The sequence below is a fragment of the Subtercola boreus genome (genome assembly GCF_006716115.1).
GTDB classification, from domain to species: domain Bacteria; phylum Actinomycetota; class Actinomycetes; order Actinomycetales; family Microbacteriaceae; genus Subtercola; species Subtercola boreus.
This window is the reverse complement of record NZ_VFOO01000001.1, coordinates 1,945,977-1,968,285: the sequence shown is the minus strand read 5'-3', so window position 1 is coordinate 1,968,285 and position 22,309 is coordinate 1,945,977. Positions and strand designations below refer to the sequence as shown.

13 protein-coding genes are annotated in these 22,309 nt (G+C 69.0%); 7 read left to right on the top strand and 6 right to left on the bottom strand.

The window, feature by feature from the left end; genetic code table 11:
* Positions 1-80: 80 nt before the first annotated feature.
* Positions 81-2,303: a 1,4-alpha-glucan branching protein GlgB gene (gene glgB / locus FB464_RS09160; RefSeq protein WP_116414141.1), complete on the bottom strand. Its 2,223-nt coding sequence runs from the start codon at positions 2,301-2,303 to the stop codon at positions 81-83.
* The gene (locus tag FB464_RS09155; protein ID WP_425472407.1) at positions 2,303-4,459 is read right to left on the bottom strand and encodes an alpha-1,4-glucan--maltose-1-phosphate maltosyltransferase; all 2,157 of its coding nucleotides are present in this window, start codon (positions 4,457-4,459) and stop codon (positions 2,303-2,305) included. Before FB464_RS09155 ends, glgB begins: the two co-directional genes overlap by 1 nt.
* Before the next feature lie 115 nt (positions 4,460-4,574).
* On the opposite strand from FB464_RS09155, the gene glgP reads away from it, so the two are divergent.
* The gene (gene glgP, locus FB464_RS09150; protein ID WP_116414142.1) at positions 4,575-7,190 is read left to right on the top strand and encodes an alpha-glucan family phosphorylase; all 2,616 of its coding nucleotides are present in this window, start codon (positions 4,575-4,577) and stop codon (positions 7,188-7,190) included.
* A gap of 29 nt (positions 7,191-7,219) precedes the next feature.
* Here the strand turns inward: glgP and FB464_RS09145 are convergent, their stop codons facing one another.
* Both FB464_RS09145 and glgX read right to left on the bottom strand, forming a co-directional pair.
* Positions 7,220-8,038: a hypothetical protein gene (locus FB464_RS09145; protein WP_116414143.1), complete on the bottom strand. Its 819-nt coding sequence runs from the start codon at positions 8,036-8,038 to the stop codon at positions 7,220-7,222.
* Between the two features lie 44 nt (positions 8,039-8,082).
* Positions 8,083-10,146: a glycogen debranching protein GlgX gene (gene glgX / locus FB464_RS09140; RefSeq protein ID WP_116414144.1), complete on the bottom strand. Its 2,064-nt coding sequence runs from the start codon at positions 10,144-10,146 to the stop codon at positions 8,083-8,085.
* Between the two features lie 57 nt (positions 10,147-10,203).
* On the opposite strand from glgX, the gene FB464_RS20210 reads away from it, so the two are divergent.
* Positions 10,204-11,502, top strand: a complete 1,299-nt coding sequence (locus tag FB464_RS20210) for a cysteine desulfurase family protein (RefSeq protein ID WP_116414145.1) — start codon at positions 10,204-10,206, stop codon at positions 11,500-11,502.
* A gap of 150 nt (positions 11,503-11,652) precedes the next feature.
* Here the strand turns inward: FB464_RS20210 and FB464_RS09130 are convergent, their stop codons facing one another.
* The gene (locus tag FB464_RS09130) at positions 11,653-13,701 is read right to left on the bottom strand and encodes a helicase HerA-like domain-containing protein (RefSeq protein WP_116414146.1); all 2,049 of its coding nucleotides are present in this window, start codon (positions 13,699-13,701) and stop codon (positions 11,653-11,655) included.
* Positions 13,702-13,885: 184 nt separating this feature from the next.
* Entirely contained in the window at positions 13,886-14,950 is a 1,065-nt protein-coding gene (locus FB464_RS09125; protein ID WP_116414147.1) for an endonuclease/exonuclease/phosphatase family protein, read from the bottom strand.
* 129 nt (positions 14,951-15,079) lie between these two features.
* On the opposite strand from FB464_RS09125, the gene mnmA reads away from it, so the two are divergent.
* From mnmA to gatB, 5 genes are read left to right on the top strand one after another with little or no spacing between them, the layout of a single operon-like run.
* Complete coding sequence (gene mnmA, locus FB464_RS09120) at positions 15,080-16,318, top strand: tRNA 2-thiouridine(34) synthase MnmA (protein ID WP_116414148.1); 1,239 nt, start codon at positions 15,080-15,082, stop codon at positions 16,316-16,318.
* Positions 16,319-16,321: 3 nt separating this feature from the next.
* Positions 16,322-18,796 carry an NAD-dependent DNA ligase LigA gene (gene ligA, locus FB464_RS09115; RefSeq protein ID WP_116414149.1) on the top strand — a complete coding sequence of 825 codons (2,475 nt, stop codon included), beginning with the start codon at positions 16,322-16,324 and terminating at the stop codon, positions 18,794-18,796.
* 54 nt (positions 18,797-18,850) lie between these two features.
* A complete protein-coding gene (gene gatC / locus FB464_RS09110) occupies positions 18,851-19,216 on the top strand; it encodes an Asp-tRNA(Asn)/Glu-tRNA(Gln) amidotransferase subunit GatC (RefSeq protein ID WP_116414150.1) in 366 nt (121 codons plus the stop codon).
* Complete coding sequence (gatA, locus tag FB464_RS09105) at positions 19,213-20,760, top strand: Asp-tRNA(Asn)/Glu-tRNA(Gln) amidotransferase subunit GatA (RefSeq protein ID WP_116414151.1); 1,548 nt, start codon at positions 19,213-19,215, stop codon at positions 20,758-20,760. Before gatC ends, gatA begins: the two co-directional genes overlap by 4 nt.
* Entirely contained in the window at positions 20,760-22,274 is a 1,515-nt protein-coding gene (gene gatB, locus FB464_RS09100) for an Asp-tRNA(Asn)/Glu-tRNA(Gln) amidotransferase subunit GatB (RefSeq protein ID WP_116414152.1), read from the top strand. The genes gatA and gatB overlap by 1 nt, the downstream gene beginning before the upstream one ends.
* The last annotated feature ends 35 nt before the right edge of the window (positions 22,275-22,309 follow it).

Genomic DNA, 22,309 nt, shown 5'->3' with positions numbered 1-22,309 from the left:
GCGGTTTGGGCCCTAAAACCGGAGGTTTGGGGCCCAAACCGCCCACTCGATGAGGTGCGCGGGGGCTAGGTGCGCAGGGGCTAGGGGCGGGTGCGGGGCTTCAGGTAGAGGGCCGCGAGGGGGGGGAGGGTGAGCTCCACCGAGGCGGGACGACCCTGCCAGGGGACGTTCTCGGCCGTGACCGCGCCGAAGTTGCCGACGCCCGAGCCACCGTATTCGAGTGCATCGGTGTTGATGATCTCGTCCCAGACGCCGCCGAACGGCAGCGAGACGCGGTAGGGGCCAACCGGGGCGCCGCTGAAGTTCATCAGCACCGCGATCGGGTTGCCGTCCGCATCCCAGCGCAGGAACGACACGAGGTTCTTCTCGCTCGACCCGCCGTCGATCCACTCGAAGCCGGCCGACTCGTTGTCGCGGAGCCAGAGCGCCGGGTTCTCGCGGTAGACCCTGTTCAGCGACGAGACGAGGTGCAGCAGGGAGCGGTGCACCGGCTGGTCGAGGATCCACCAGTCGAGGCCGCGCTCCTCGCTCCACTCCGACGGCTGGCCGAACTCCTGGCCCATGAAGAGCAGCTGCTTGCCCGGGTGCGCCCACATGAATCCGAGGTAGGCGCGCAGGTTCGCCAGCTTCTGCCAGTGGTCCCCGGGCATCTTCGAGAGCAGGGATCCCTTGCCGTGCACGACCTCGTCGTGCGAGATCGGCAGCATGAAGTTCTCGCTGAACGCGTAGATGAACGAGAACGTGATCTCACCGTGGTGGTACGAGCGGTAGAGCGGGTCGGTCTCGATGTACTGGAGGGTGTCGTGCATCCAGCCCATGTTCCACTTGATGCCGAAGCCGAGGCCACCCTGTGACGTGGGCTTGGTGACGCCCGGCCAGCTGGTGGACTCCTCAGCGATCATCACGATGCCCGGGTAGCGCTTGTAAGCCGTGGCGTTCGCTTCCTGCAGCAGGCTGATCGCCTCGAGGTTCTCCCGCCCGCCGTACTGGTTCGGCAGCCACTCGCCGTCTTTCCGCGAGTAGTCGAGGTAGAGCATCGAGGCCACGGCGTCGACCCGCAGGCCGTCGATGTGGAACTCCTCGAACCAGTACAGGGCGTTCGCGACCAGGAAGTTCCGCACCTGGGAGTCGCCGAAGTTGAACACCAGGGTGCCCCAGTCCGGCTGCTCCCCGCGCCGCGGGTCTGGATGCTCGTACAGGGGCTGCCCGTCGAAGTTCGCCAGCGCGAACGCGTCTTTCGGGAAGTGGCCCGGAACCCAGTCGAGCAGCACGCCGAAGCCCGCCTGGTGCAGGCGGTCGATGAGGTAGCGCAGGTCATCCGGAGTTCCGAACCGTGCGGTCGGCGCGTAGTAGCCCGACACCTGGTAGCCCCAGGAGCCGCCGAACGGATGCTCCGCGAGCGGCATGAACTCGACGTGGGTGAAGCCGAGCTCGTTCAGGTAGTCGATCAGCGGATCGGCGAGCGTGCGGTAGTCGAGCCCGGGCCGCCAGGAGCCGAGGTGCATCTCGTAGACGCTCATTGCTGAGTTGTGCGGGTCGGTCTCAGCGCGCTTGGTCATCCACGCCGTGTCGCCCCACTCGTAGAACGAGTCGGTGATGACGGATGCCGTCAGCGGCGGAACCTCGGAGCGGCGCGCCATCGGGTCGGCCTTCTGCACCCAGCCGCCGTGCTGGGAGAGGAGTTCGAACTTGTAGGTGCTGCCGGGTTCGAGGTCGGGGACGAAGACCTCCCAGATGCCGGTCGAGCCGAGGCTCCGCATCGAGTGGCGCGTGCCGTCCCAGCCGTTGAAGTCGCCGATGACACGCACGGCGCGGGCGTGCGGCGCCCAGACGCTGAACGCGGTGCCGGCGAACGCGGCGTTGACGCCCTGCTGGGTGCGGTAGTGGGCCCCCAGAACGTCCCAGAGCTGCTCGTGGCGGCCCTCGCCGATCAGGTGCAGATCGAGCTCGCCGAGCGTGGGGGCGAAGCGGTACGGGTCATCGGCGCTCCAGACCGATCCGTCGTCGTAGGTGGCGTCGATGGTGTAGTCCTCGAGCCCGGTGATCGTGAAGCCCTGCCAGATTCCGCCGTAGAGGTGCTGGAGTGACGTGCGGGCGCCGTTCGCAAGCACGGCGCTGACCTCGCTCGCGAGCGGGCGGAGAGTACGGATGACCGTGACGGCGTCACCCTCGCTCGACGGGTCGACGAGGTGCTGGCCGAGAACGGAGTGCGGGTCGTAGTAGGAGCCGGTCGCCACCTGCTGCAGCACGTGCTCGGGCACGTCGCTGTGGCTGAGGGCGGTGAGGCCGTCGATCTGGGACATCAGAGGGAATCCGTTCCGTCGGAGGAGACTGTGGTGGTGCCGGGTGTGGCGGGAACATCGGGCTCGGCCGACGGGTCGGGCTCGTAGTGCACAGAGAAGATGTGCACCGGCTCCGCAAAGGCGTTCAGGCGCACGTAGTTGTCGGCTCCCCAGATCCACGAGTCACCCGTGATCTGGTCGGTGACCCGGAAGGTGGAACCGGGCTCGATTCCGAACTTCGACACGTCGAGGCGAACCGTGGTCTCCCGCACCGAGTGCGGGTCGACGTTCGCCACGACCAGGATGCCGTCGGGTCGCCCGCTGGCCGTGTACTCGCCCGCGATGTACTTGCTGAACACGAGGATCGAGTCGTCGTCGGCGGCGTGGATGTCGAGGTTCCGCAGCTGGGCGAGGGCAGGGTGCTCGTTCCGGATCTGGTTGAGGCGCGTGATGTACGGCGCGAGCGAGAGCCCCGAGGCCTCGGCGGCGGCGAAGTCGCGCGGCCGGTACTCGTACTTCTCGTTGTCGATGTTCTCTTCGGAGCCCGGCCGCGCCACGTTCTCGACGAGCTCGTAGCCCGAGTAGACACCCCAGGTCGGTGCGCCGGTCGCAGCGATCGCGGCCCGCACCTTGTAGGCCGGGCGCCCGCCGAACTGCAGGTAGGCGTGCAGGATGTCGGGGGTGTTCACGAAGAGGTTCGGACGGAAGAACGCAGCCGTCTCGTGCGAGAGCCCGTCGAGGAACTCCTCGAGCTCTTCTTTCGTGTTCCGCCACGTGAAATAGGTGTACGACTGCGTGAAGCCGACCTTCGCGAGCGTCTGCATCAGGGCCGGCCGGGTGAACGCCTCGGCGAGCCAGATGATGCCGGGTGTCTCGGCGTTGACGGTGCCGATCAGCCACTCCCAGAAGTCGAGCGGTTTGGTGTGCGGGTTGTCGACGCGGAAGATCTTCACCCCGGCCGCGATCCAGAACCGGATGATCCGCAGCGCCTCGGCGCGGATGCCCGACGGGTCGTTGTCGAAGTTGATGGGGTAGATGTCCTGGTACTTCTTCGGCGGGTTTTCGGCGTACGCGATCGAGCCGTCGGGGAGGGTCGTGAACCACTCCGGGTGCTCTTCCACCCATGGATGATCGGGGGAGGCCTGCAGCGCGAAGTCCAGCGCGACTTCGAGCCCCGCCTTGTTCGCCGCTTCCACGAAGATCTTGAACGCCGCCATGCCGCCGAGGTCGGGGTGCACGGCGTCGTGCCCGCCGGCCGTGCCGCCGATCGCCCATGGGGAGCCGGGGTCGCCCGGCTCGACGGTCAGCGAGTTGTTCGGGCCCTTGCGGAAGGCTTCGCCGATCGGGTGGATCGGCGGCAGGTAGAGCACGTCGAAGCCCATGGCGGCCACCTCGGGGAGGCGGGCTGCTGCCGTGCGGAAGGTTCCGCTCGTCCACGTGCCGTCGTCGGCCTTCGAGGCGCCGAGAGAGCGCGGGAAGAACTCGTACCAGGAGCCGAAGCCGGCCCGCTGGCGCTCGACGTTCAGCGCGAGCCACTCGGAGTAGGTGTCGAGGCTGGCGATCGGGCTGGCCTCCACCGCGGCGACGACCGCCGGCGACGTGCCTGCGGCGAGCCGGTCGGCCGCGGGGGCTGTGCTGTCGAGGACGGTCGCCGCGAGGTCGAGGAACAGGGTGCGTTCGGCGGTCGGCCGGGCACTGTCGGCGCCGGCGCGCGTGAAGAGCTCACCCGCGATCTGGAACATCAGCTCGACGTCGATGCCGGCCGGCACCTTGATCGTCGCGTTGTGGTGCCAGGTCTCGTAGTCGTCGCTGAACGCGCGGATGCGGAACTGCCAGGCGCCCTCGGTGGGCAGCTGGGCGAGCGTCTGGTACCGGTCGAGGCCGACCCCGATCATCCTGAGCCCAAAGCTGGAGACGACACCGGCCGGGTCTCGCAGTTCGAGGCGCGCCCCCACCGCATCGTGGCCCTCCCGGAAGACGGTGGCGCCGAAGGGCACGACCTCCCCGGCGTAGGCCTTGGCCGGCCATCGGCCCGCCGAGACGGAGGGGAAGACATCCACGATCGGGATGCGCCCGATGGCGGGAATGAACTCCTCCGCCCCAGTCGCGGCAGCCTCCGCCTTGGACTGCTTGATCGTCGTGCCTTTTACGGTCGTTTTCGCCACTGTCTTAGCCACGGTTCGACCCTACCGACAAAGCTGGGTGAACCGCCCGTCAACATTCGACCCTTGCGCGTTTGGCGTTCCGTAACCTATTCGTTCTAGGCTTTGGCAAAACTCGAAGGAGCTGTGCGTGAAGGCCATCAGGAAATTCACCGTTCGATCCGTGCTGCCGCCCGAACTGTCGGCCGTCGGCGAACTCGTCGCCAACCTGCGCTGGTCGTGGCACGAGCCCACCCGCAAGCTCCTCGCGCACATCTCGCCCGACGACTGGGAGGCGACCACCGGCGATCCGATCGCCCTGCTGGGCGCGGTCAGCCCCGACCGCCTCACGCAGCTCGCCGCCGACGAAGGCTTCGTGGCCTGGGCGAACAGCCTGCGCGACGACCTCAACCGCTACCTCTCCGAGCCGCGCTGGTACCAGGCGCAGGAGGAACCGAAGCCGTCGAGCATCGGTTACTTCTCGCCCGAGTTCGGCATCGCCGCCGCCCTTCCGCAGTACTCCGGCGGCCTCGGCATCCTCGCCGGCGACCACCTGAAGGCGGCCAGCGACCTCGGCGTGCCGATCATCGGCGTCGGACTGTTCTACCGGGCCGGGTACTTCCGCCAGGCGATCTCGCGCGACGGCTGGCAGCAGGAGAGCTACCCCGTGCTCGACCCCGACGGCCTGCCGCTGAGCGTGCTGCGGCTCGCCGACGGTTCGCCGGCCCAGGTGGTGCTGGCGCTTCCGGATGACCGGGCCCTCTACGCGCGCATCTGGCAGGCCCAGGTCGGCCGCGTGAAGCTGCTGCTGCTCGACACCGACATCCCCGACAACGACGACGACCTGCGTTCGGTGACCGACCGCCTGTACGGCGGCGGGGGAGAGCACCGTCTGCTGCAGGAGCTGCTGCTCGGCATCGGCGGCGTTCGCGCGCTGAAGATCTACAGCGAACTCACCGAGACGGCGGAGCCCGAGGTGTTCCACACCAACGAGGGGCACGCCGGCTTCCAGGGCCTCGAGCGCATCTGCGACCTGATCGGCGAGGGCCTCTCGTTCGACGTGGCCCTGCAGGTGGTGCGCGCCGGTACGGTCTTCACGACCCACACGCCCGTGCCCGCCGGCATCGACCGTTTCGACGCCTCGCTCGTCGAGCGCTACTTCTCCACCGACCTGCTCCCGGGCGTCGATGCGCACTCGGTGCTCGCGCTCGGCAACGAGATCGCGAACGGCGGCGTCGCCGGCATGTTCAACATGGCCGTGATGGGCCTCCGTCTCGCACAGCGTGCCAACGGGGTGTCGCAGCTGCACGGCGAAGTGAGCCGCGGGATGTTCGCGGGGCTCTGGCCCGGATTCGACCAGTCGGAGGTGCCGATCACCTCGGTGACGAACGGCGTGCACGCTCCGACCTGGACTGACCCGCTGCTGATCGAGCTCGCTGAGAACAAGCTCGGTACCTCGGAGACCGCCACGGCGAACTGGGCCTCGCCCGACGTCACCGACGACGACCTCTGGGCCGTGCGGAACGACATGCGGCGCCAGCTCGTCTTCGATGCGCGCCATCGCGTGACGGAGGCGTGGCTCGAGCAGAGCCCGGGCTCCATCCCGCCGGCCTGGTACCGCGGGCTGCTCGACCCTGCCGTTCTCACCATCGGTTTCGCGCGCCGGGTTCCGACCTACAAGCGCCTCACGCTGATGCTGCACGACCCCGTGCGGCTGAAGTCGATCCTCCTGAACCCCACGCAGCCCGTGCAGCTGGTCATCGCCGGCAAGTCGCACCCTGCCGACGAGGAGGGCAAGCGGCTCATCCAGAAGCTCGTGCAGTTCGCCAGCGACCCCGAGGTGCGGCAGCGCATCGTGTTCCTGCCGAACTACGACATCGGCATGGCGCAGAAGCTCTACCCGGGCACGGATGTCTGGCTGAACAATCCGCTCCGCCCGCTCGAGGCGTGCGGAACATCCGGAATGAAGGCGGCACTGAACGGCGGGCTCAACCTGTCGATCCTCGACGGCTGGTGGAACGAGTACTACGACGGGGAGAACGGCTGGGCGATCCCGACGGCCGACTCGGTCGACACGCCAGAGGAACGGGACCAGCTGGAATCCGAGGCGCTCTACGACCTCATCGAGCACCAGGTCGCGCCGCGGTTCTACGACCGCAACGCGCAGGGCGTGCCCGAGCGCTGGACGCAGTCGATCCGCCACACGCTCTCGACGCTGTCGCCGTCGCTGTCGGCCGAGCGGATGGTGCGGGAGTACGCGTCTCGCCTGTATCTGCCGGCAGCGGCAGCCGCGCATGCGGTGATCGACGGAGACTACTCGGTTGCCGCCTCCCTCTCGGAGTGGAAGGAGCGCGAGCGCGCGGCCTGGCCGTCAGTGGCAGTCGTGCACGTCGAGTCCGGTGGGCTCGACGACACCCCGCAAGTGGGCGATGAGCTACAGGTGCGGGCCCGGGTGAACCTCGGTTCGCTCACGCCCGACGACGTGTCGGTGCAGGTTGTCTACGGGCACACGACGAACGGCGACCAGCTGGCGGATGCCCGCACCGTCGCCCTGTCGCCGGCTGTGCTCTCGACGGCGACAACCCCGATCACCGTCGTGACGCCAGACGGAACGGCGGCGCACAGCGACGCTGAGGGGCTGTACGGGTTCTCGGGCACTGTCGTGCTCGAGAAGGCCGGGTCGTTCGGCTACACCGTGCGCGTGGTGCCGCGGCACGAGAACCTCGCGTCGTCGGCGGAGCTCGGGCTGATCGCCGCGGCGCGGTAGGCGTTCCGGCCGGCCCGCGCCTCGCGAGGTCAGCCGCCCGGTGCCCTGTTGACCGTGACTTTCACGTCGACATCGTGCTGGGCCTCCGCGAGTGCCTCCGTTCGGTCTTTTTCACTGGCGGTCGACACGTCGATGAAGAGGTACTGTGTGCTGGGTTCCGAGCGGCGGCCGGGCAGCGAGTAAGCGAGGGCCCTGTTTACCGTGGCCTGCTGCGCGATCTGTCGCCACAGAGTGACCGCTCTGTCCGTGCGGGCAGCGGGCGTCGACCTCACGACGAACCGGCCGTCGGCGTTCGACGCGGCGAACTCGCTCGCCGGCTGGACGCCGCCAGACTCGTCGGCCAGCGTCATCACCTCGTCGACGATCTGCTGGAGGGCTATCGGGTCACTCTGATCCAGGGTGACGCAGAAGTCAGCGGAGCAGCCTGCGCCGCGCAGACCCGTGACGGTGAGGAAGCGGGGGTCCTCGCGCACCTGTTCGAAGACGGCGAGCAGCACGGTGCTTGCGTTCGCGACGGTTCGACCCGAGCCCAAGTCGAAGACGACGTTGGAGAGGGACCATCCGGCCGCTTGCACCCGTGCTCTCGTCGAGTCGTAGAGGGCGGTGAGGTCAGGGTCGGAGATCGCGGGATCGACAGTGACTTCGACGCCGAGAAGGTAGTCGGTGAAGACGGGGTCGGAGGTGACGACGTCAGCGGTAGCCGCGAGCACGTGAGGTTGGGTGGAGACCCATCCGGCGATGCTGGTGGCGTCTTCCTTCGACTGACTGACGCAGCTGGTGAGGGCCACGGCACAGAGTGCGGCGATGCTGCAGGCGACGAGGCGCCGGCGCAGGGAGGGAAAACGCATGACCCATCATAAGCGAATAAAGCTCGGTAAATGTGGTGCGCGGGTCAGTGCGCGCGGTACAGCTGCATCGACGAGCTCGCGACGGGTACCCGGACTCCCGGTTCGAGAGAGGGGAGCTGGGCATCCGGAGCCGTCGGCGCGTCGTCGGCGCTGTCCCAGAGCAGCTCGTACGACTCGACCCCCTCGTGCTCGGGGAGCGTGATCGTGGTCGGCTCCTCGACGCCGTGGATCACGACGAGCACCCGGTTGAACTCCTCGTGTTCGGGGGTCGACGCCGCCAGGAACTGCAGGGTGCGGTTCTCGGGGCTGTTCCACTCCGTGTTGCTCATCTCCTCGCCGTTGAGGTCGTACCAGTCCATCTGGCTGGCGCTCGGTGTGGTCTCGCCGAAGATGCCGAAATGGGCTGGCCGGAGCGCCGGGTTCTCGCGCCGGAGCTTCAGGAGGTGCTGCGTGGTCTGCCAGAGCCCGTTCTGCCAGCGCCGCCGGTCCCAGCTCAGCCAGGTCAGCTCGGAGTCGTGGCAGTAGGCGTTGTTGTTGCCCTTCTGGCTCCGCCCGAACTCGTCGCCCGCCGTGATCATCGGCACTCCGGCGGAGAGCAGCAGGGTACCCATCAGGTTCCGGATGGTGCGCCGCCTGGTCGCCTCGATCGTGCGGTTGGGCGTGGCGCCCTCGACCCCGTGGTTGTACGACATGTTGTTGTCGGTGCCGTCGCGGTTCGACTCGCCGTTGCCCACGTTGTGCTTCACGTCGTACGCCGTGAGGTCGGCCAGCGTGAACCCGTCGTGGGCGGTGATGAAGTTGATCGACGCGAGCGGGCCACGGTGCTGCTGGAAGGTGTTCGCCGACCCGGCGAGCCTCGTGGCGAGCATCCCGACCCCATCGCCCGGCGAACCGTGCTCGCGGATCGATTTGGTGTCGCGCAACCAGAACTTCCGCATGCGGTCGCGGTAGCGGTCGTTCCACTCGTGCCAGCCCGGCTTGAAGTTACCGGTCTGCCAGCCGCCCATGCCGACGTCCCAGGGTTCGGCGATCATCTTCACGTTCGCGAGGTCGGGGTCGTTCGTGATCGCTTCGAGCAGTGGATGATCGGGGTCGAAGTACACGTCGGAGTTCCGTCCGAGCGTGGCGGCCAGGTCGAAGCGGAAGCCGTCGACCTGCACGTCGTTCGCCCAGTACTTGAGCGAATCGAGAATCAGGCGGGAGACGGCCGGGACGCTGGTGTCCACACTGTTGCCGCAGCCGGTCACGTCGATGTAGGTGCCCGCCTTCGTCTGGCGGTAGTAGTTCGCGTTGTCGATGCCGCGGAAGCTGGAGCGGGCACCGGTGATCCCCTCCTCGGCCGTGTGGTTGTAGACGACGTCGAGGATGACCTCCAGTCCCGCCTCGTGCAACAGCTTCACCATGCCCTTGAACTCGCGGAGCACCGCACTCGGCCCGCCCTGCTGCGCCGCTTTGGTGCCGTAGAACGAGTGCGGGCTGAAGAAGTTGAGCGTGTTGTAGCCCCAGTAGTTCGTGAGGCCCTGCTTCATCAGGCGCCGTTCGCTCACGAAGGCGTGCACCGGCAGCAGCTGCACCGCGGTGACGCCGAGCTTCTTCAGGTAGCCGATGGTGGTCTCGTGCGCAAGGCCGGCGTAGGTGCCGCGGAGGTTCTCGGGCATCCGCGTGTTCAGCTTGCTGAGGCCCTTCACGTGGCCCTCGTAGATCACGGTGTGGTCCATCGGCGTGTTCGGCTTCGTCGCACCGTGCCAGTCGAACTCGTCGTCGACCACGACACCGCGCCAGAGGTCGGGGCCGGTGCGGGTGAGGCCGCGGGCGTACGGGTCGAGCATGAGCGTGTTCGGGTCGAACGAGTTCCGGGGGTGGTCGGGGCCGTTCGGTCCTGTGACGCGCAGGGCGTACTTGCGGCCGGGGCTCAGCGACTTCGTGCGCGCCATCCAGACGTTGTTCTCGTCGCGCACCATGGTGACGGTCTTGAAGATCCAGTTCGCGTCGCGGTTGTCGAAGAGGCACAGCTCGACGGCTGTGGCGTTCTCCGACCACACACGCAGTTCGCCCCCCGCCGCCGTCTGACGGATGCCGAGGTGGGCGAAAGGATCGGCATGAGTCATGAGTCTTAGAGTAGTGAGTGGTTGTTACAGCAATGTTTTGGGAGAGGGCGCTCGGGTTTGGTGGTGTACCTCGATCATGCGGCGACCACGCCGCTGACCCCCACCGCGCTCGCGGCGTACGTCGGGGCGCTGGGCGTGGTCGGCAACCCGTCGTCGATCCACAGCCAGGGGCAGCAGGCGAAACGGATGCTCGAAGAGGCCCGCGAGGCAGTCGCCACGTCGCTCGGGGCGGAGCCGGTCGAGGTGGTGTTCACATCGGGCGGCACGGAGTCGATCAACCTCGGGGTGAAGGGGCTGTTCTGGGCGCGGCAGGCTGGTGGCGCGCGGCGTCCGCGCGTGCTGGTGCCGGGCGGGGAGCACCACGCGACGAACGACGCGGTCGAGTGGCTCGTGCAATATGAGGGCGCCGTCGTCGAATGGCTGCCCGTCGACGCGTTCGGCCGTCTCACGCCCGAGGTGCTCGAGGAGGCGCTCGCGGGTACGACCCCGGGAAGCGTTGCGGCCGAAGACGTCGAAGGGGCCGATATCGCGCTGACGGGCACTCGCAACCGCGATATGGGTCCCTTGGCCGCGCACGAAGGCGCGGCAGGGCGGGGCGCTGACGATGTGGCGCTCGTGACGTTCCTGTGGGGGAACAATGAGGTGGGGACGATCCAGCCGGTGGCCGAGCTGGCGGCGGTCGCCGCTCGCTACGGGGTTCCGGTGCACGTCGACGCCGTGTCGGCCTACGGGTATGTGCCGATCGACTTCGACGCGTTGGGCGTCGCCGCGCTCAGCGTCTCGGCGCACAAGATCGGCGGGCCGGTCGGCGTGGGGGCGCTGCTCCTGTCGCGCACGGCCGAGGTCGTGCCGCTCATCCACGGGGGCGGGCAGCAGCGCGGACGCTCCGGCACACAGGACGCCGCCGGCGCCGCCGCGTTCGCCGCCGCTGCGACCGAGGCCGTTGCGGCGCTGCCCGCGTTCGCTGCCCACGTGGGGGCGCTTCGCGACCGGCTGGTGGCGGGCATCCACACGGCTGTGCCGTCCGCAGTGCTCCGCGGTGACCCTTCGCCAGAGGGACGGTTGCCGGGCAATGCGCACTTCACTTTCCCGGGTTGCGAGGGTGATTCGCTGCTGTTCGTTCTGGATGTCGCCGGCTTCTCCGTTTCGACGGGCTCCGCCTGCCAGGCCGGGGTGCCGGAGGTGTCGCACGTGCTGACGGCCATGGGAGTGCCCGAGCAGGAGGCGCGCGGCGCCCTCCGGATGACGCTCGGCCACGATTCGACGGCCGCAGACGTCGACGCGCTCGTGGCGGCCCTCCCCGCCGCGGTCGCGCGTGCCGCGAAGGCCGGCTTCGCCGACCGCGTCGTGGCCTGACCCCCGCCCTGCCCCAACCCGCGCCCCGCGCCCCCCTCCCTCCCCGCGCATTCCATCGAGTGGGCGTTTTGGGCCCTTCCTGCCGGATTTTGGGGCCCAAACCGCCCACTCGATTGGGTGAGGGAGGGGGAGGGGTGCGAGGGGCGGGGGTCAGCGGCGGCGGCGGGTGCCGAAGATGCCGGAGACGACGCTGGTGAGGATGGAGCGGGTCGCCTTCGAGCCGAGCACGTCTTCGAGGATGTTCGGCTGGGCGCGGGAGGTGGTGCGGGTGCCGGATGCCCGGCGGTTCCGCTCGCGGTCGGCCGCCGCATCCGCCGCCCGTGCCTTCGCGAGCTGCCGTTCGTAGTCGGCCTCGGCCTTCGCCTCCGCTCTGGCCGCGTCGGAGGCCGCCTTCTGCTGCGCCTTCGCGGCGGCGGCCTGCTGCTTGGCGGCCTCCGCGGCAGCTTTCGCGTCGGCGACCGCCTGCGCGGCGGCGGCTGCGGCATCCGACGCGGCATTGAGTTTCGCCGTGAGGATCTCTCGCGCGGACTCGCGATCGATGACCGGTCCGTACGTCGGCAGGAGCGGGGAGGCTGCAACGGCAGCGTCGATCCGATCATCCGGAGTCGGAGACATCGACCCCTGTGGCGCACGGAGGCGCGTCCACGCGACGGGGCTGGGGGCGCCGCGCTCGTTCATGACCGTGACGATCGCCTCCCCGGTTGCGAGATTCTGTAGCACTTCGGCAAGGTCGTAGTCCGATTTCGGGTAGGTCGAGACGGTCGCGCGGAGCGATTTCGCATCGTCGGGGGTGAAAGCGCGCAGCTGGTGCTGGATGCGCGAGCCGAGCTGGGCGAGCACATCGCCGGGCACGTCCTTCGGGGTCTGCGTGACGAAGAAGATGCCGACGCCCTTCGAGCGGATCAGTCGCACGGTCTGGGTGATGGAGGTGATGAAATCCTTGGACGCACCGGAGAAGAGCAGGTGCGCCTCGTCGAAGAAGAAGACGAGTTTCGGCTTGTCGAGGTCGCCGACCTCGGGCAGGTCGTTGTAGAGGTCCGCCAGCAACCACATGAGGAACGTGGAGAAGAGCGCGGGTTTGTCGGCGACGCCCGGCACTTCGAGCAGGCTGACGATGCCGCGGCCGTCGGCGGTCGTGCGGAGGAACTCGGCCGTGTCGATCTCGGTCTCGCCGAAGAACACGTCGGCACCCTGGTCGGCGAACGTGATGAGCTCGCGGAGGATCACGCCGACGGTCGCGGGGGAGATGCCGCCGAGGTCGACGAGTTCCTTCCGTCCGTCGTCGCTGGCGAGGAAGCTCAGCACCGCGCGGAGGTCGCTCAGGTCGAGGAGCGGCAGGCCGGCTGTGTCGGCGTAGTGGAAGACGAGGCCGAGACTCGACTCCTGGGTGTCGTTCAGGCCCAGCACTTTGCTCATCAGGAGGGGGCCGAAGCCGGCGACGGTGGCTCGGATCGGCACGCCTCTTCCGATGCCGCCGAGGCTGAAGAATTCGGTCGTCGTGGCTTGCGGTTGCCAGTCCTGGCCGATGCCGCCGGTGCGTTCGAGCAGTTTCGGACTGCTGGCGCCGGCGCTGGCGATCCCCGAGAGGTCGCCCTTGATGTCGGCGGCGAAGACGGGAACCCCGGCTGCCGCCAGCTGTTCGGCGAGCACCTGCAGAGTCTTTGTCTTGCCGGTTCCGGTGGCGCCGGCGACGAGCCCGTGGCGGTTGGTCATGGCGAGCGGGATGCGCACCTGCACTCCGGGGAGGGCGTCGCCGTTGACGAGCGCACCCATCTCGAGGGCGGGGCCGGTGAAGGCGTAGCCGGCGCGGATGGTGTCGACGGCGGCGGGGTCGAGGGGGCCGATGGCTGGGGTGGCGCCGGCGGTTGCAGCGGTGGCGGCGCTGGTGGATGTCGCGGGGCTGGCGGGTGCGGCGGGCGGGGTGGCGCCGGTCGCTGGTGCTGTGGTGGATGTCGTGGGGCTGGCGGCGGCGGCACTGGCGGGCACCGTGGGGGCGGGCTCGGCATCAACAGCCGTGGTGGACGCGGTCGCGGCGGCCTGCGCGGCAGCGGCCTGCGCGGCGGCGGCGTTCGCCACGGCGGTGGCCTGGGCATCCTGCGCCCGCTTCAGCGCGGCCTCGGCTGCCTCCTGCGCCTGGCGGGCGGCTTCGACCGCTGCGGCGGCCTCCTCTTGGGCGATTCGGAGCGCGTCGTCGGTCATTCCGTCAGCTTAGAACGGCCCAGCCCCGTCGAGAAGGATGTTGCGCGGCAGCGTTCCGCCCACGCCACCCGGCGCGAGTGGCACCGGGGCGACCCGCATGCCCGCGAGATCCGCCGTGCCCGCGGCGTGCTCGCCCCGCGCGTGGCCACGCGACTCGCGCCACCGGTCGGTCCGGCCGAGCGGCTCAGAGCCGGAGTGTCGTCAGGATTGCCCGGTGGTCGCTGGCCCCGGCCGGGAACGTCGTGTTCGACGTCGGCGTCATTCCGCGTTGGAAGAGGTGGTCGAGGCGCGTCACGGGGAGGTTCGACGGCCAGGTGTTGCCGAACATTCCGTCGGTCTGGTTGGGTTCGGCGAGCTGGCCGTCGATCCCGACGAGCGAACGGTCGGTGGATGCCGCGTTGAAGTCGCCCACAGCGATGACGCGCTCGTTCTCGTCGTTCGGCAGCGTTTCGGCCAGCGCCTCGAGCATCGAGTCGCGCGCGGAGACGTCGCCGGGCCGGGCCGACGCGGCATGGATCACGTAGATGCTCACCAGCCCCTGCGGCGTCTGGAGGTCGGCGGCGAGGGCACGGTTCCAGCCGAGCCCGAGGGTGAGCGGCTGTGCGTTCACGACGGGGTACGTGCTCCAGAGCCCCACCGTTCCGACCCCGTAGGAGTAGGGATACTGGGCGGCGAGCGTCGCGGAGATCGCGTCGAAGTCGTCGGTGGTCATCTCTTCGAGTGCGATCACGTCGGCGCCCGTGGCGGCCAGAGCGCGGGCCGAGATGTCACCCGTTCCCGACGAGGCCTCGATGTTCTGGCTGGCGACGGTCAGCTCGGCGGTGGTCGCGCCGGCCGTGGCTGCTGTATCGGCCGTGGCTGCTGTACCGGTCGAGGCCGCCGCGTCGGTCTGCAGCGGCAGGATGCCCGGACCGAACAGCAGCGCCCAGACCACGACCGGCACCAGCACTCCGGCGAGCGTCCGGCGGTAGCGGCTCGCGAGGGCGAGAGCGGCCAGCACCGGGATGAACAGGCCGAACCACGGCGAGACACTGTCGACGAGCAGCCCGACGCCCGCGACATCCGGAACCGAGCGGTGGAAGAGGAAGAGGGCCGCCAGCAGCACGGAGAAGAGCACCACGCACACGGCGAGAGCGGGCCGGCGGAGGCGCTGCTGCCGGGAGCGCTGGCCAGCCGATCCGTCGGTGGCCGCGCCGAACGCGCCGGCGGGGGCCGACGGGGTGCGGGGAGGAGAGGAGAGCAACGACATCCCTGCCATCATCGCCGAACAGTCTGGAGACTTCGTGTCAGCGTCCTCCACAGCCGGGCCGTGTCGCGAGTTCTCCACAGATGTGAGCAAGCCCCGGCCGGCGTCGGTGGCGGCACCTACACTTTAAACATGAAGGTTCTGGCAGCAATGAGTGGCGGCGTCGATTCCGCGGTGGCCGCGGCACGCGCGGTGGAGGCGGGGCACGACGTCGTGGGGGTGCACCTGGCTCTCAGCCGGATGCCCGGCACCCTCCGAACCGGCAGCCGGGGGTGCTGCACCATCGAAGACTCCTCCGACGCGCAGCGGGCAGCGAACATCATCGGCATCCCCTATTACGTGTGGGACTTCTCCGAGCGGTTCAAGCTCGACGTGGTCGACGACTTCATCGCGGAATACGAGGCCGGCCGCACACCCAACCCCTGCATGAGGTGCAACGAGCGCATCAAGTTCGCCGCCCTCCTCGAGAAGGCGCTCGACCTGGGTTTCGACGCGGTCGCCACCGGTCACTACGCCACGATCCTCACCGATGCCGACGGCAATCGTGAGCTGCACCGGGCGAGCGCCTGGGCGAAAGACCAGAGCTACGTGCTGGGGGTGCTGACCGCGGAGCAGCTCGCGCACTCGATGTTCCCGCTCGGAGCGACGCCATCGAAGGCGCTCGTGCGCGCGGAGGCGGCGGAGCGCGGCTTCAGCGTGGCCAACAAGCCAGACAGTCACGACATCTGCTTCATCCCCGACGGAGACACCCGCGGCTGGCTGGCCGACAAGGTCGGCACCCAGCCGGGCGGCGAGATCGTCGAACGCGACGGAACAGTGGTGGGCAGCCACGACGGCGCGAGGGGGTTCACGGTCGGTCAGCGGCGGGGTCTCCACCTCGGCAGCCTGGCCGAAGACGGCCGACGCCGCTTCGTGCTCGAGGTGAAGCCGGCGACGAACACGGTGGTGGTCGGCCCGAAGGAGGCGCTGGCCATCGGTGAGATCGCCGGGTCACGGTTCACCTGGGCGGGGCTCGCCCCCGAGCATCCGGAGCTGGCGTTCGAGTGTGAGGTGCAAATCCGTGCGCACGCCGACCCGGTGCCGGCGACAGCGCAGGTCGTGACGGCGCCGGTGGTGATGGCATCCGGGGGGCTCGATGGTGCTGGCGTTCCCGCCGGGGGTTCTGTCGACGGAATTGCCGGGGGTGCGGTCGACGGTGCGCGGGAGCTGGTCATCCGTCCGCACGAGCCGCTGGTGGGCGTCTCACCCGGGCAGACGGCGGTGGTCTACATCGGCACGCGCGTTCTCGGGCAGACGACCATCGATCGCACGGTGAGTGCTGTGCCTGTCGGAGCGGTGTCGGCGGGTCGGGCTCCGGCGGACGCCTCCTGAGCCATGGCTGAGAACACCGAAGACCTGAGCCTCGAAGCGGCAGCGGCCGAGGCATCGTCGGCGACGGCGAAGATCCAGCAGCTGCGCGACTCCTACTACGACCGTGATGCGTCGCTCGTCTCCGATGAGGAATACGACTCCCTGCTCCGCCGGCTCGGCGAGCTCGAGCGGCTGTTCCCCGAGCTGCAGAGCCAGGACAGCCCGACCCAGACCGTCGGGGGCCGGGCCGAGACCACCCTGTTCTCGCCGGTCGAGCATGCCGAACGCATGCTGAGCCTCGACAACGTCTTCTCGCTCGACGAGTTCGCGGAGTGGGCGTCGAAGGTCGAACGAGACTCTGGGCGAAGCGTGCACTACCTCTGCGAGCTCAAGATCGACGGACTGGCGATGAACCTCCGGTACGAGAACGGTGAGCTGGTCTCCGCGGCGACCCGGGGCGACGGGGTCGTCGGCGAAGATGTCACCGAGAACGTCGCACTCATTCCAGGTATCCCGAAGTCGCTCGAATGGCAGAGCGGAGCGGAGGGCACCCGGCCCGGTGAACCGGTGGCGCCGCCGGCGCTCATGGAGGTGCGTGGGGAGATCTTCTTCCCGACCGCCGCGTTCGATGACCTGAACGCCGCGCAACTGGCTGCCGGCGACCGCCTCTTCGCCAACGCCCGCAACGCCGCGAGCGGTTCGCTCCGGCAGAAGTCCGAGAACAAGACCGAGGCACAGCTCGCCCTCATGCGTGCACGGCTCGGTCGGCTCCGGATGCTCGTGCACGGCATCGGCGCGTGGCCGAACCCTCCCGTGGACTCGCAGTCCGAGGTCTACACGCTGCTGCAGTCCTGGGGGCTGCCGACGAGTTCGCACTACCGGGTGAAGCCCGACCGGGCCGGCGCCGCCGAGTTCATCGAATACTTCGGGCAGCATCGGTACAGCGTCGAACACGAGATCGACGGCGTCGTCGTCAAGGTCGACGAGCTCGCGCTGCACACCGAACTCGGTGCGACCAGCCGGGCACCGCGCTGGGCGATCGCCTACAAGTACCCGCCCGAGCAGGTGCAGACGAAACTGCTCGACATCGTGGTGAGCGTGGGCCGCACCGGCCGCGCGACGCCGTTCGCCGTCATGCAGAAGGTGCGCGTCGCAGGCTCAGAGGTGCGGCAGGCGACGCTCCACAACCAAGACGTGGTGAAGGCGAAGGGTGTGCTGATCGGCGACACGGTCGTGCTCCGCAAGGCGGGCGACGTCATCCCCGAGGTGCTCGGGCCTGTTGTCGAACTGCGCGATGGCACGGAGCGTGAGTTCGTGATGCCCGAGTTCTGCCCGGAGTGCGGCACGAAGCTCGCTCCTGCCAAGGAGAACGACATCGACCTCCGCTGCCCCAACGCGCGGAGTTGCCCGGCGCAGGTGCGCGGGCGGGTCGAGCACGTCGGATCCCGAGGTGCCCTCGACATCGAGGTGCTGGGCGAGGTTGCCGCGGCCGCGCTGACCCAGCCCGTGGAACCCGCTGAACCGCCGCTCGACACCGAGGCCGGCATGTTCGAGCTCACCGTCGAGCAGATCTTCCCGATCACGACGGTCGTGCGCGATTCAGAGACCGGGCTCGAGAAGCTGGGCGAGACCGGTGCGCCCAAACGGGAGTCACCGTTCCGTCGCCGACGGCAGAAGAAGGACGGCGTCTTCGATCCGGAGGGGCCGTTCGACGGAGACGAGTTGTTCGTGCCGTCGAGCAACGCGCTGAAGCTCATCGAGAACATCCAGAAGGCCCGTACCAGCCCGCTCTGGCGGATCCTGGTCTCGCTCAGCATCCGGCACGTCGGTCCGGTCGCGGCGCGCGCCCTGGCCGACTACTTCGGATCGCTCGACGCCATCCGCGCGGCCACCCGCGAAGAGCTGGCCGCGGTCGACGGCGTGGGCGGGATCATCGCCGATGCGCTCATCGACTGGTTCGGTGTCGACTGGCACGCCGAGATCGTCGAACGCTGGGCGGCGGCCGGCGTGCAGTTCAGCACACCGGGGCACCCGGGTCCCGGCGCGGCGACGGGCGCGGGCGGAACGCTCGACGGGCTGACCGTGGTGGCGACGGGCAGCCTCGACGGGTTCACTCGGGAAGGCGCCATCGAGGCCATCATCGCCGCCGGCGGTAAGGCCGCATCCTCCGTCAGCAAGAAGACGGACTTCGTGGCCGCGGGCCCCGGTGCCGGCTCGAAGCTGCCGAAAGCCGAGGCGCTCGGCGTGCGCATCATCGATGCCGCGCAGTTCGCGCTCCTGCTGGCCGAAGGGCCGGAAGCGCTCCCCGCGGCGGTCATCCCGGAAGCAGGCGAAGACGATTCCGCCCCGGTCGGGCCTCCAGCCGAGAAGACGCCGACGAGATCGCGGGGTCGCGGAAAGGCGAAGGCCGAGCCGGCCGCCCCAGCGACGTTGACCGAGACGCCGGAGCTGGCGTCTGAACAGACGCCTGCGCCGACGCTGGAAAGCGCCAGCGAATAGAATTGTGTGGTTGTCCAGCCCGTTCTCCTGCGGGCAGAAGCATTACGGAGTCGCATGTCATCTGAAACACCCCCGACCGTCAGCACGAGCGCCAACAGCCGTCCGGCCGGATCGGGCGAGCCCGGTGAGATCACGACCGCGCAGGTCGCACACCTCGCGGGTCTGGCGCGCATCAACCTCTCGCCCGACGAGATCACCAAGCTCACCGGTGAACTGGCCGCCATCGTCGAGAACGTGGCCAAGGTGACCGAGGTCGCCACGCCCGACGTGCCCGCGACCAGCCACCCGATCCCGCTCGCCAACGTCTACCGCCCCGACGTCGTCGGCGTCACGCTGACGCAGGAACAGGCGCTCTCGGGTGCGCCCGACCATGACGGCAGCCGTTTCCGGGTGTCCGCGATCCTGGGAGAAGAGCAGTGAGCCACGACCTGACCCGCCTGAGCGCGGCCGACCTCGCGTCGAAGCTCGCGAGCGGTGACGTCTCGAGCCTCGAGGCGACGGATGCCCACCTCGACCGGATCCATGCTGTCGACTCGGACGTGCACGCGTTCCTGCACGTCGCGGCCGACGGGGCCCGGGCCGCGGCGAGAGCCGTCGATGCCCGGCGCGCCGCCGGTGAGACGCTCGGCGCGCTCGCCGGCGTTCCGATCGCCATCAAAGACGTGCTCTGCACCATCGACATGCCCTCGACGGCCGGCTCGAAGATCCTCCAGGGCTGGGTGCCGCCCTACGATGCGACGGTCGTGCTCAAGCTCCGCGATGCCGACCTGATTCCGCTCGGCAAGACGAACATGGACGAGTTCGCCATGGGGTCCTCCACTGAGCACTCCGCCTACGGTCCGACACACAACCCGTGGGATCTCGACCGGATCCCCGGCGGTTCCGGCGGTGGTTCGGCCGCTGCCGTCGCCGCTTTCGAGGCGCCCCTCGCCCTCGGCAGCGACACCGGCGGATCGATCCGCCAGCCTGCAGCCGTCACCGGTTCGGTGGGGATGAAGCCCACCTACGGCGGTGTCTCCCGCTACGGTGCCATCGCCCTCGCCTCGAGCCTCGACCAGGTCGGTCCGGTCAGTCGTACCGTGCTCGACGCTGCGCTGCTCCACGACGTGATCGGTGGCCACGACCCGCGCGACTCGACCAGCCTGAAGGACGCCTGGCCGAGTTTCGCGGCAGCCGCCCGGGCCGGCCAGCAGAACCTCAGTCTGAAGGGCCTGAAGATCGGCGTCGTGAAGGAACTCGGCGGCGATGGTTTCCAGGCCGGCGTCACCCAGCGATTCCAGGAGGCTCTCGAGCTGCTCACCTCGGCCGGAGCAGAAGTCGTCGAGGTCAGCACCCCGAGCTTCGAGTACGCGATCGCGGCGTACTACCTGATCCTGCCCGCCGAGGCCTCGTCGAACCTCGCCAAGTTCGACTCCGTGCGCTTCGGCCTCCGCGTGAACCCCACAGGCGGCGGCACGGTCGAAGACGTGATGGCGGCAACCCGGGAGGCCGGTTTCGGCCCGGAGGTGAAGCGGCGCATCATCCTCGGCACCTACGCCCTCAGCGCCGGCTACTACGACGCGTACTACGGCAGCGCGCAGAAGGTGCGCACGCTCATCCAGCGCGACTTTGCCCGGGTCTTCTCCGACGTCGACGTGCTGGTCAGCCCGAGCGCGCCCACCACAGCCTTCAAGCTCGGCGAGAAGCTCGACGACCCGCTGTCGATGTACCTCAACGACCTGACCACGATCCCGGCGAACCTCGCAGGCGTGCCCGGGATCAGCCTGCCCGTCGGGCTCGCGCCCGAAGACGGGCTGCCGGTGGGCATCCAGTTCATGGCGCCGGCGCGTGAGGATGCCCGGCTCTACTCGGTGGGAGCGACGCTCGAAGCGCTGCTCGAAGACCGCTGGGGCCACGCCCTGCTCAGCCAGGCCCCGGATCTCGCCCCGCAGGAAATGTTCGCGTCCGAAGAAGGTGCAGTCTGATGGCCAAGGCCGAATTGATGGATTACGACAGGGCTCTCGAGCTGTTCGAGCCGGTTCTCGGGTTCGAGGTGCACGTCGAGCTGAACACGAAGACCAAGATGTTCTCCGACGCTCCGAACTTCTTCGGCGGTGAACCGAACACGAACGTGACGCCGGTGGACCTCGGGCTCCCGGGCTCCCTGCCGGTGGTGAACGAGCAGGCGGTGAAGTACTCGATCAGCCTGGGGCTGGCTCTCGGCTGCTTGATCGCACCTTCGTCGCGCTTCGCCCGCAAGAACTACTTCTACCCCGACCTGGCGAAGAACTACCAGATCTCGCAGTTCGACGAGCCCATCGCCTTCGGTGGTTCGGTCGAGGTCGAACTGCCGGACGGGCGGCTCTTCACGGTGCCGATCGAGCGGGCCCACATGGAAGAGGATGCCGGCAAGCTGACGCATGTCGGCGGGGCGACGGGCCGCATCCAGGGTGCCGAGTACTCGCTCGTCGACTACAACCGCGCGGGGGTTCCGCTGGTGGAGATCGTCACCGACATCATCTACGGCGCCGAGTACGACGCGCCCGAGCTGGCGAAGGCCTACGTCTCGACGATCCGCGACATCGTGGTGTCGCTCGGCATCTCCGACGCGAAGATGGAACGCGGCAACCTGCGCTGCGACGCGAACATCTCGCTGCGCCGCCGCACCGGTCCCGGGGAACCGGCCGCAAAGCTCGGCACCCGCACCGAGACGAAGAACGTCAACTCGCTGCGGTCGGTCGAGCGCGCGATCCGGTACGAGATCCAGCGCCAGGCGGCGATTCTCGATGGTGGCGGAACGATCATCCAGGAGACCCGCCACTGGCACGAAGACACGGGGCAGACCTCCGCGGGCCGGCCGAAGAGCGACGCTGACGACTACCGTTACTTCCCGGAGCCCGACCTGCTGCCGGTCGAACCTTCCGCCGAACTGATCGAGGAGCTGCGCGCTGCGCTCCCCGAGGCGCCTGCCGTTCGCCGGCGCCGGCTGAAGGCGGACTGGGGCTTCACCGACCTGGAGTTCCAGGACGTGGTCAACTCGGGTCTCCTGACCGAGATCATCGAGACGACGGCCGCCGGGGCCTCCGCCCAGTCCGCCCGCAAATGGTGGACCGGAGAGATCGCGCGAGTCGCCAACGCTCGCGGGGTGGACGCCTCGACGCTGGTGTCGCCCCTGCACGTGTCGGAACTCGTCGCGCTGGTCGACGCCGGAACGCTCACCGACCGGCTCGCCCGCCAGGTGCTCGAGGGTGTCATCGACGGTGAGGGCACGCCCGACGAGGTGGTTGCGGGCCGTGGGCTCGCCGTCGTCTCCGACGATGGGGCGCTCATCGCGGCGATCGACGACGCACTCGCGTCGCAGCCGGACGTGCTCGCGAAGATCCGCGACGGCAAGGTGCAGGCCGCCGGGGCCGTCATCGGCGCCGTGATGAAGGCGATGAAGGGCCAGGCTGATGCAGCGCGCGTGCGCGAGCTGGTGCTGGAGCGCGCGAACGCCTGACCCGGCTGTTGCCGGCATCAGCCGGCGACAGCCCC

Bases quoted from the DNA above. Each gene is read 5' to 3' on its own strand.
- FB464_RS09130 (WP_116414146.1), bottom strand. From the start codon at position 13,701: ATGACCGACGACGCGCTCCGAATCGCCCAAGAGGAGGCCGCCGCAGCG.
- ligA (WP_116414149.1), top strand. From the start codon at position 16,322: ATGGCTGAGAACACCGAAGACCTGAGCCTCGAAGCGGCAGCGGCCGAG.
- gatB (WP_116414152.1), top strand. From the start codon at position 20,760: ATGGCCAAGGCCGAATTGATGGATTACGACAGGGCTCTCGAGCTGTTC.
- FB464_RS09145 (WP_116414143.1), bottom strand. From the start codon at position 8,038: ATGCGTTTTCCCTCCCTGCGCCGGCGCCTCGTCGCCTGCAGCATCGCC.
- gatC (WP_116414150.1), top strand. From the start codon at position 18,851: ATGTCATCTGAAACACCCCCGACCGTCAGCACGAGCGCCAACAGCCGT.
- mnmA (WP_116414148.1), top strand. From the start codon at position 15,080: ATGAAGGTTCTGGCAGCAATGAGTGGCGGCGTCGATTCCGCGGTGGCC.
- glgX (WP_116414144.1), bottom strand. From the start codon at position 10,146: ATGACTCATGCCGATCCTTTCGCCCACCTCGGCATCCGTCAGACGGCG.
- glgB (WP_116414141.1), bottom strand. From the start codon at position 2,303: ATGTCCCAGATCGACGGCCTCACCGCCCTCAGCCACAGCGACGTGCCC.
- FB464_RS09125 (WP_116414147.1), bottom strand. From the start codon at position 14,950: ATGTCGTTGCTCTCCTCTCCTCCCCGCACCCCGTCGGCCCCCGCCGGC.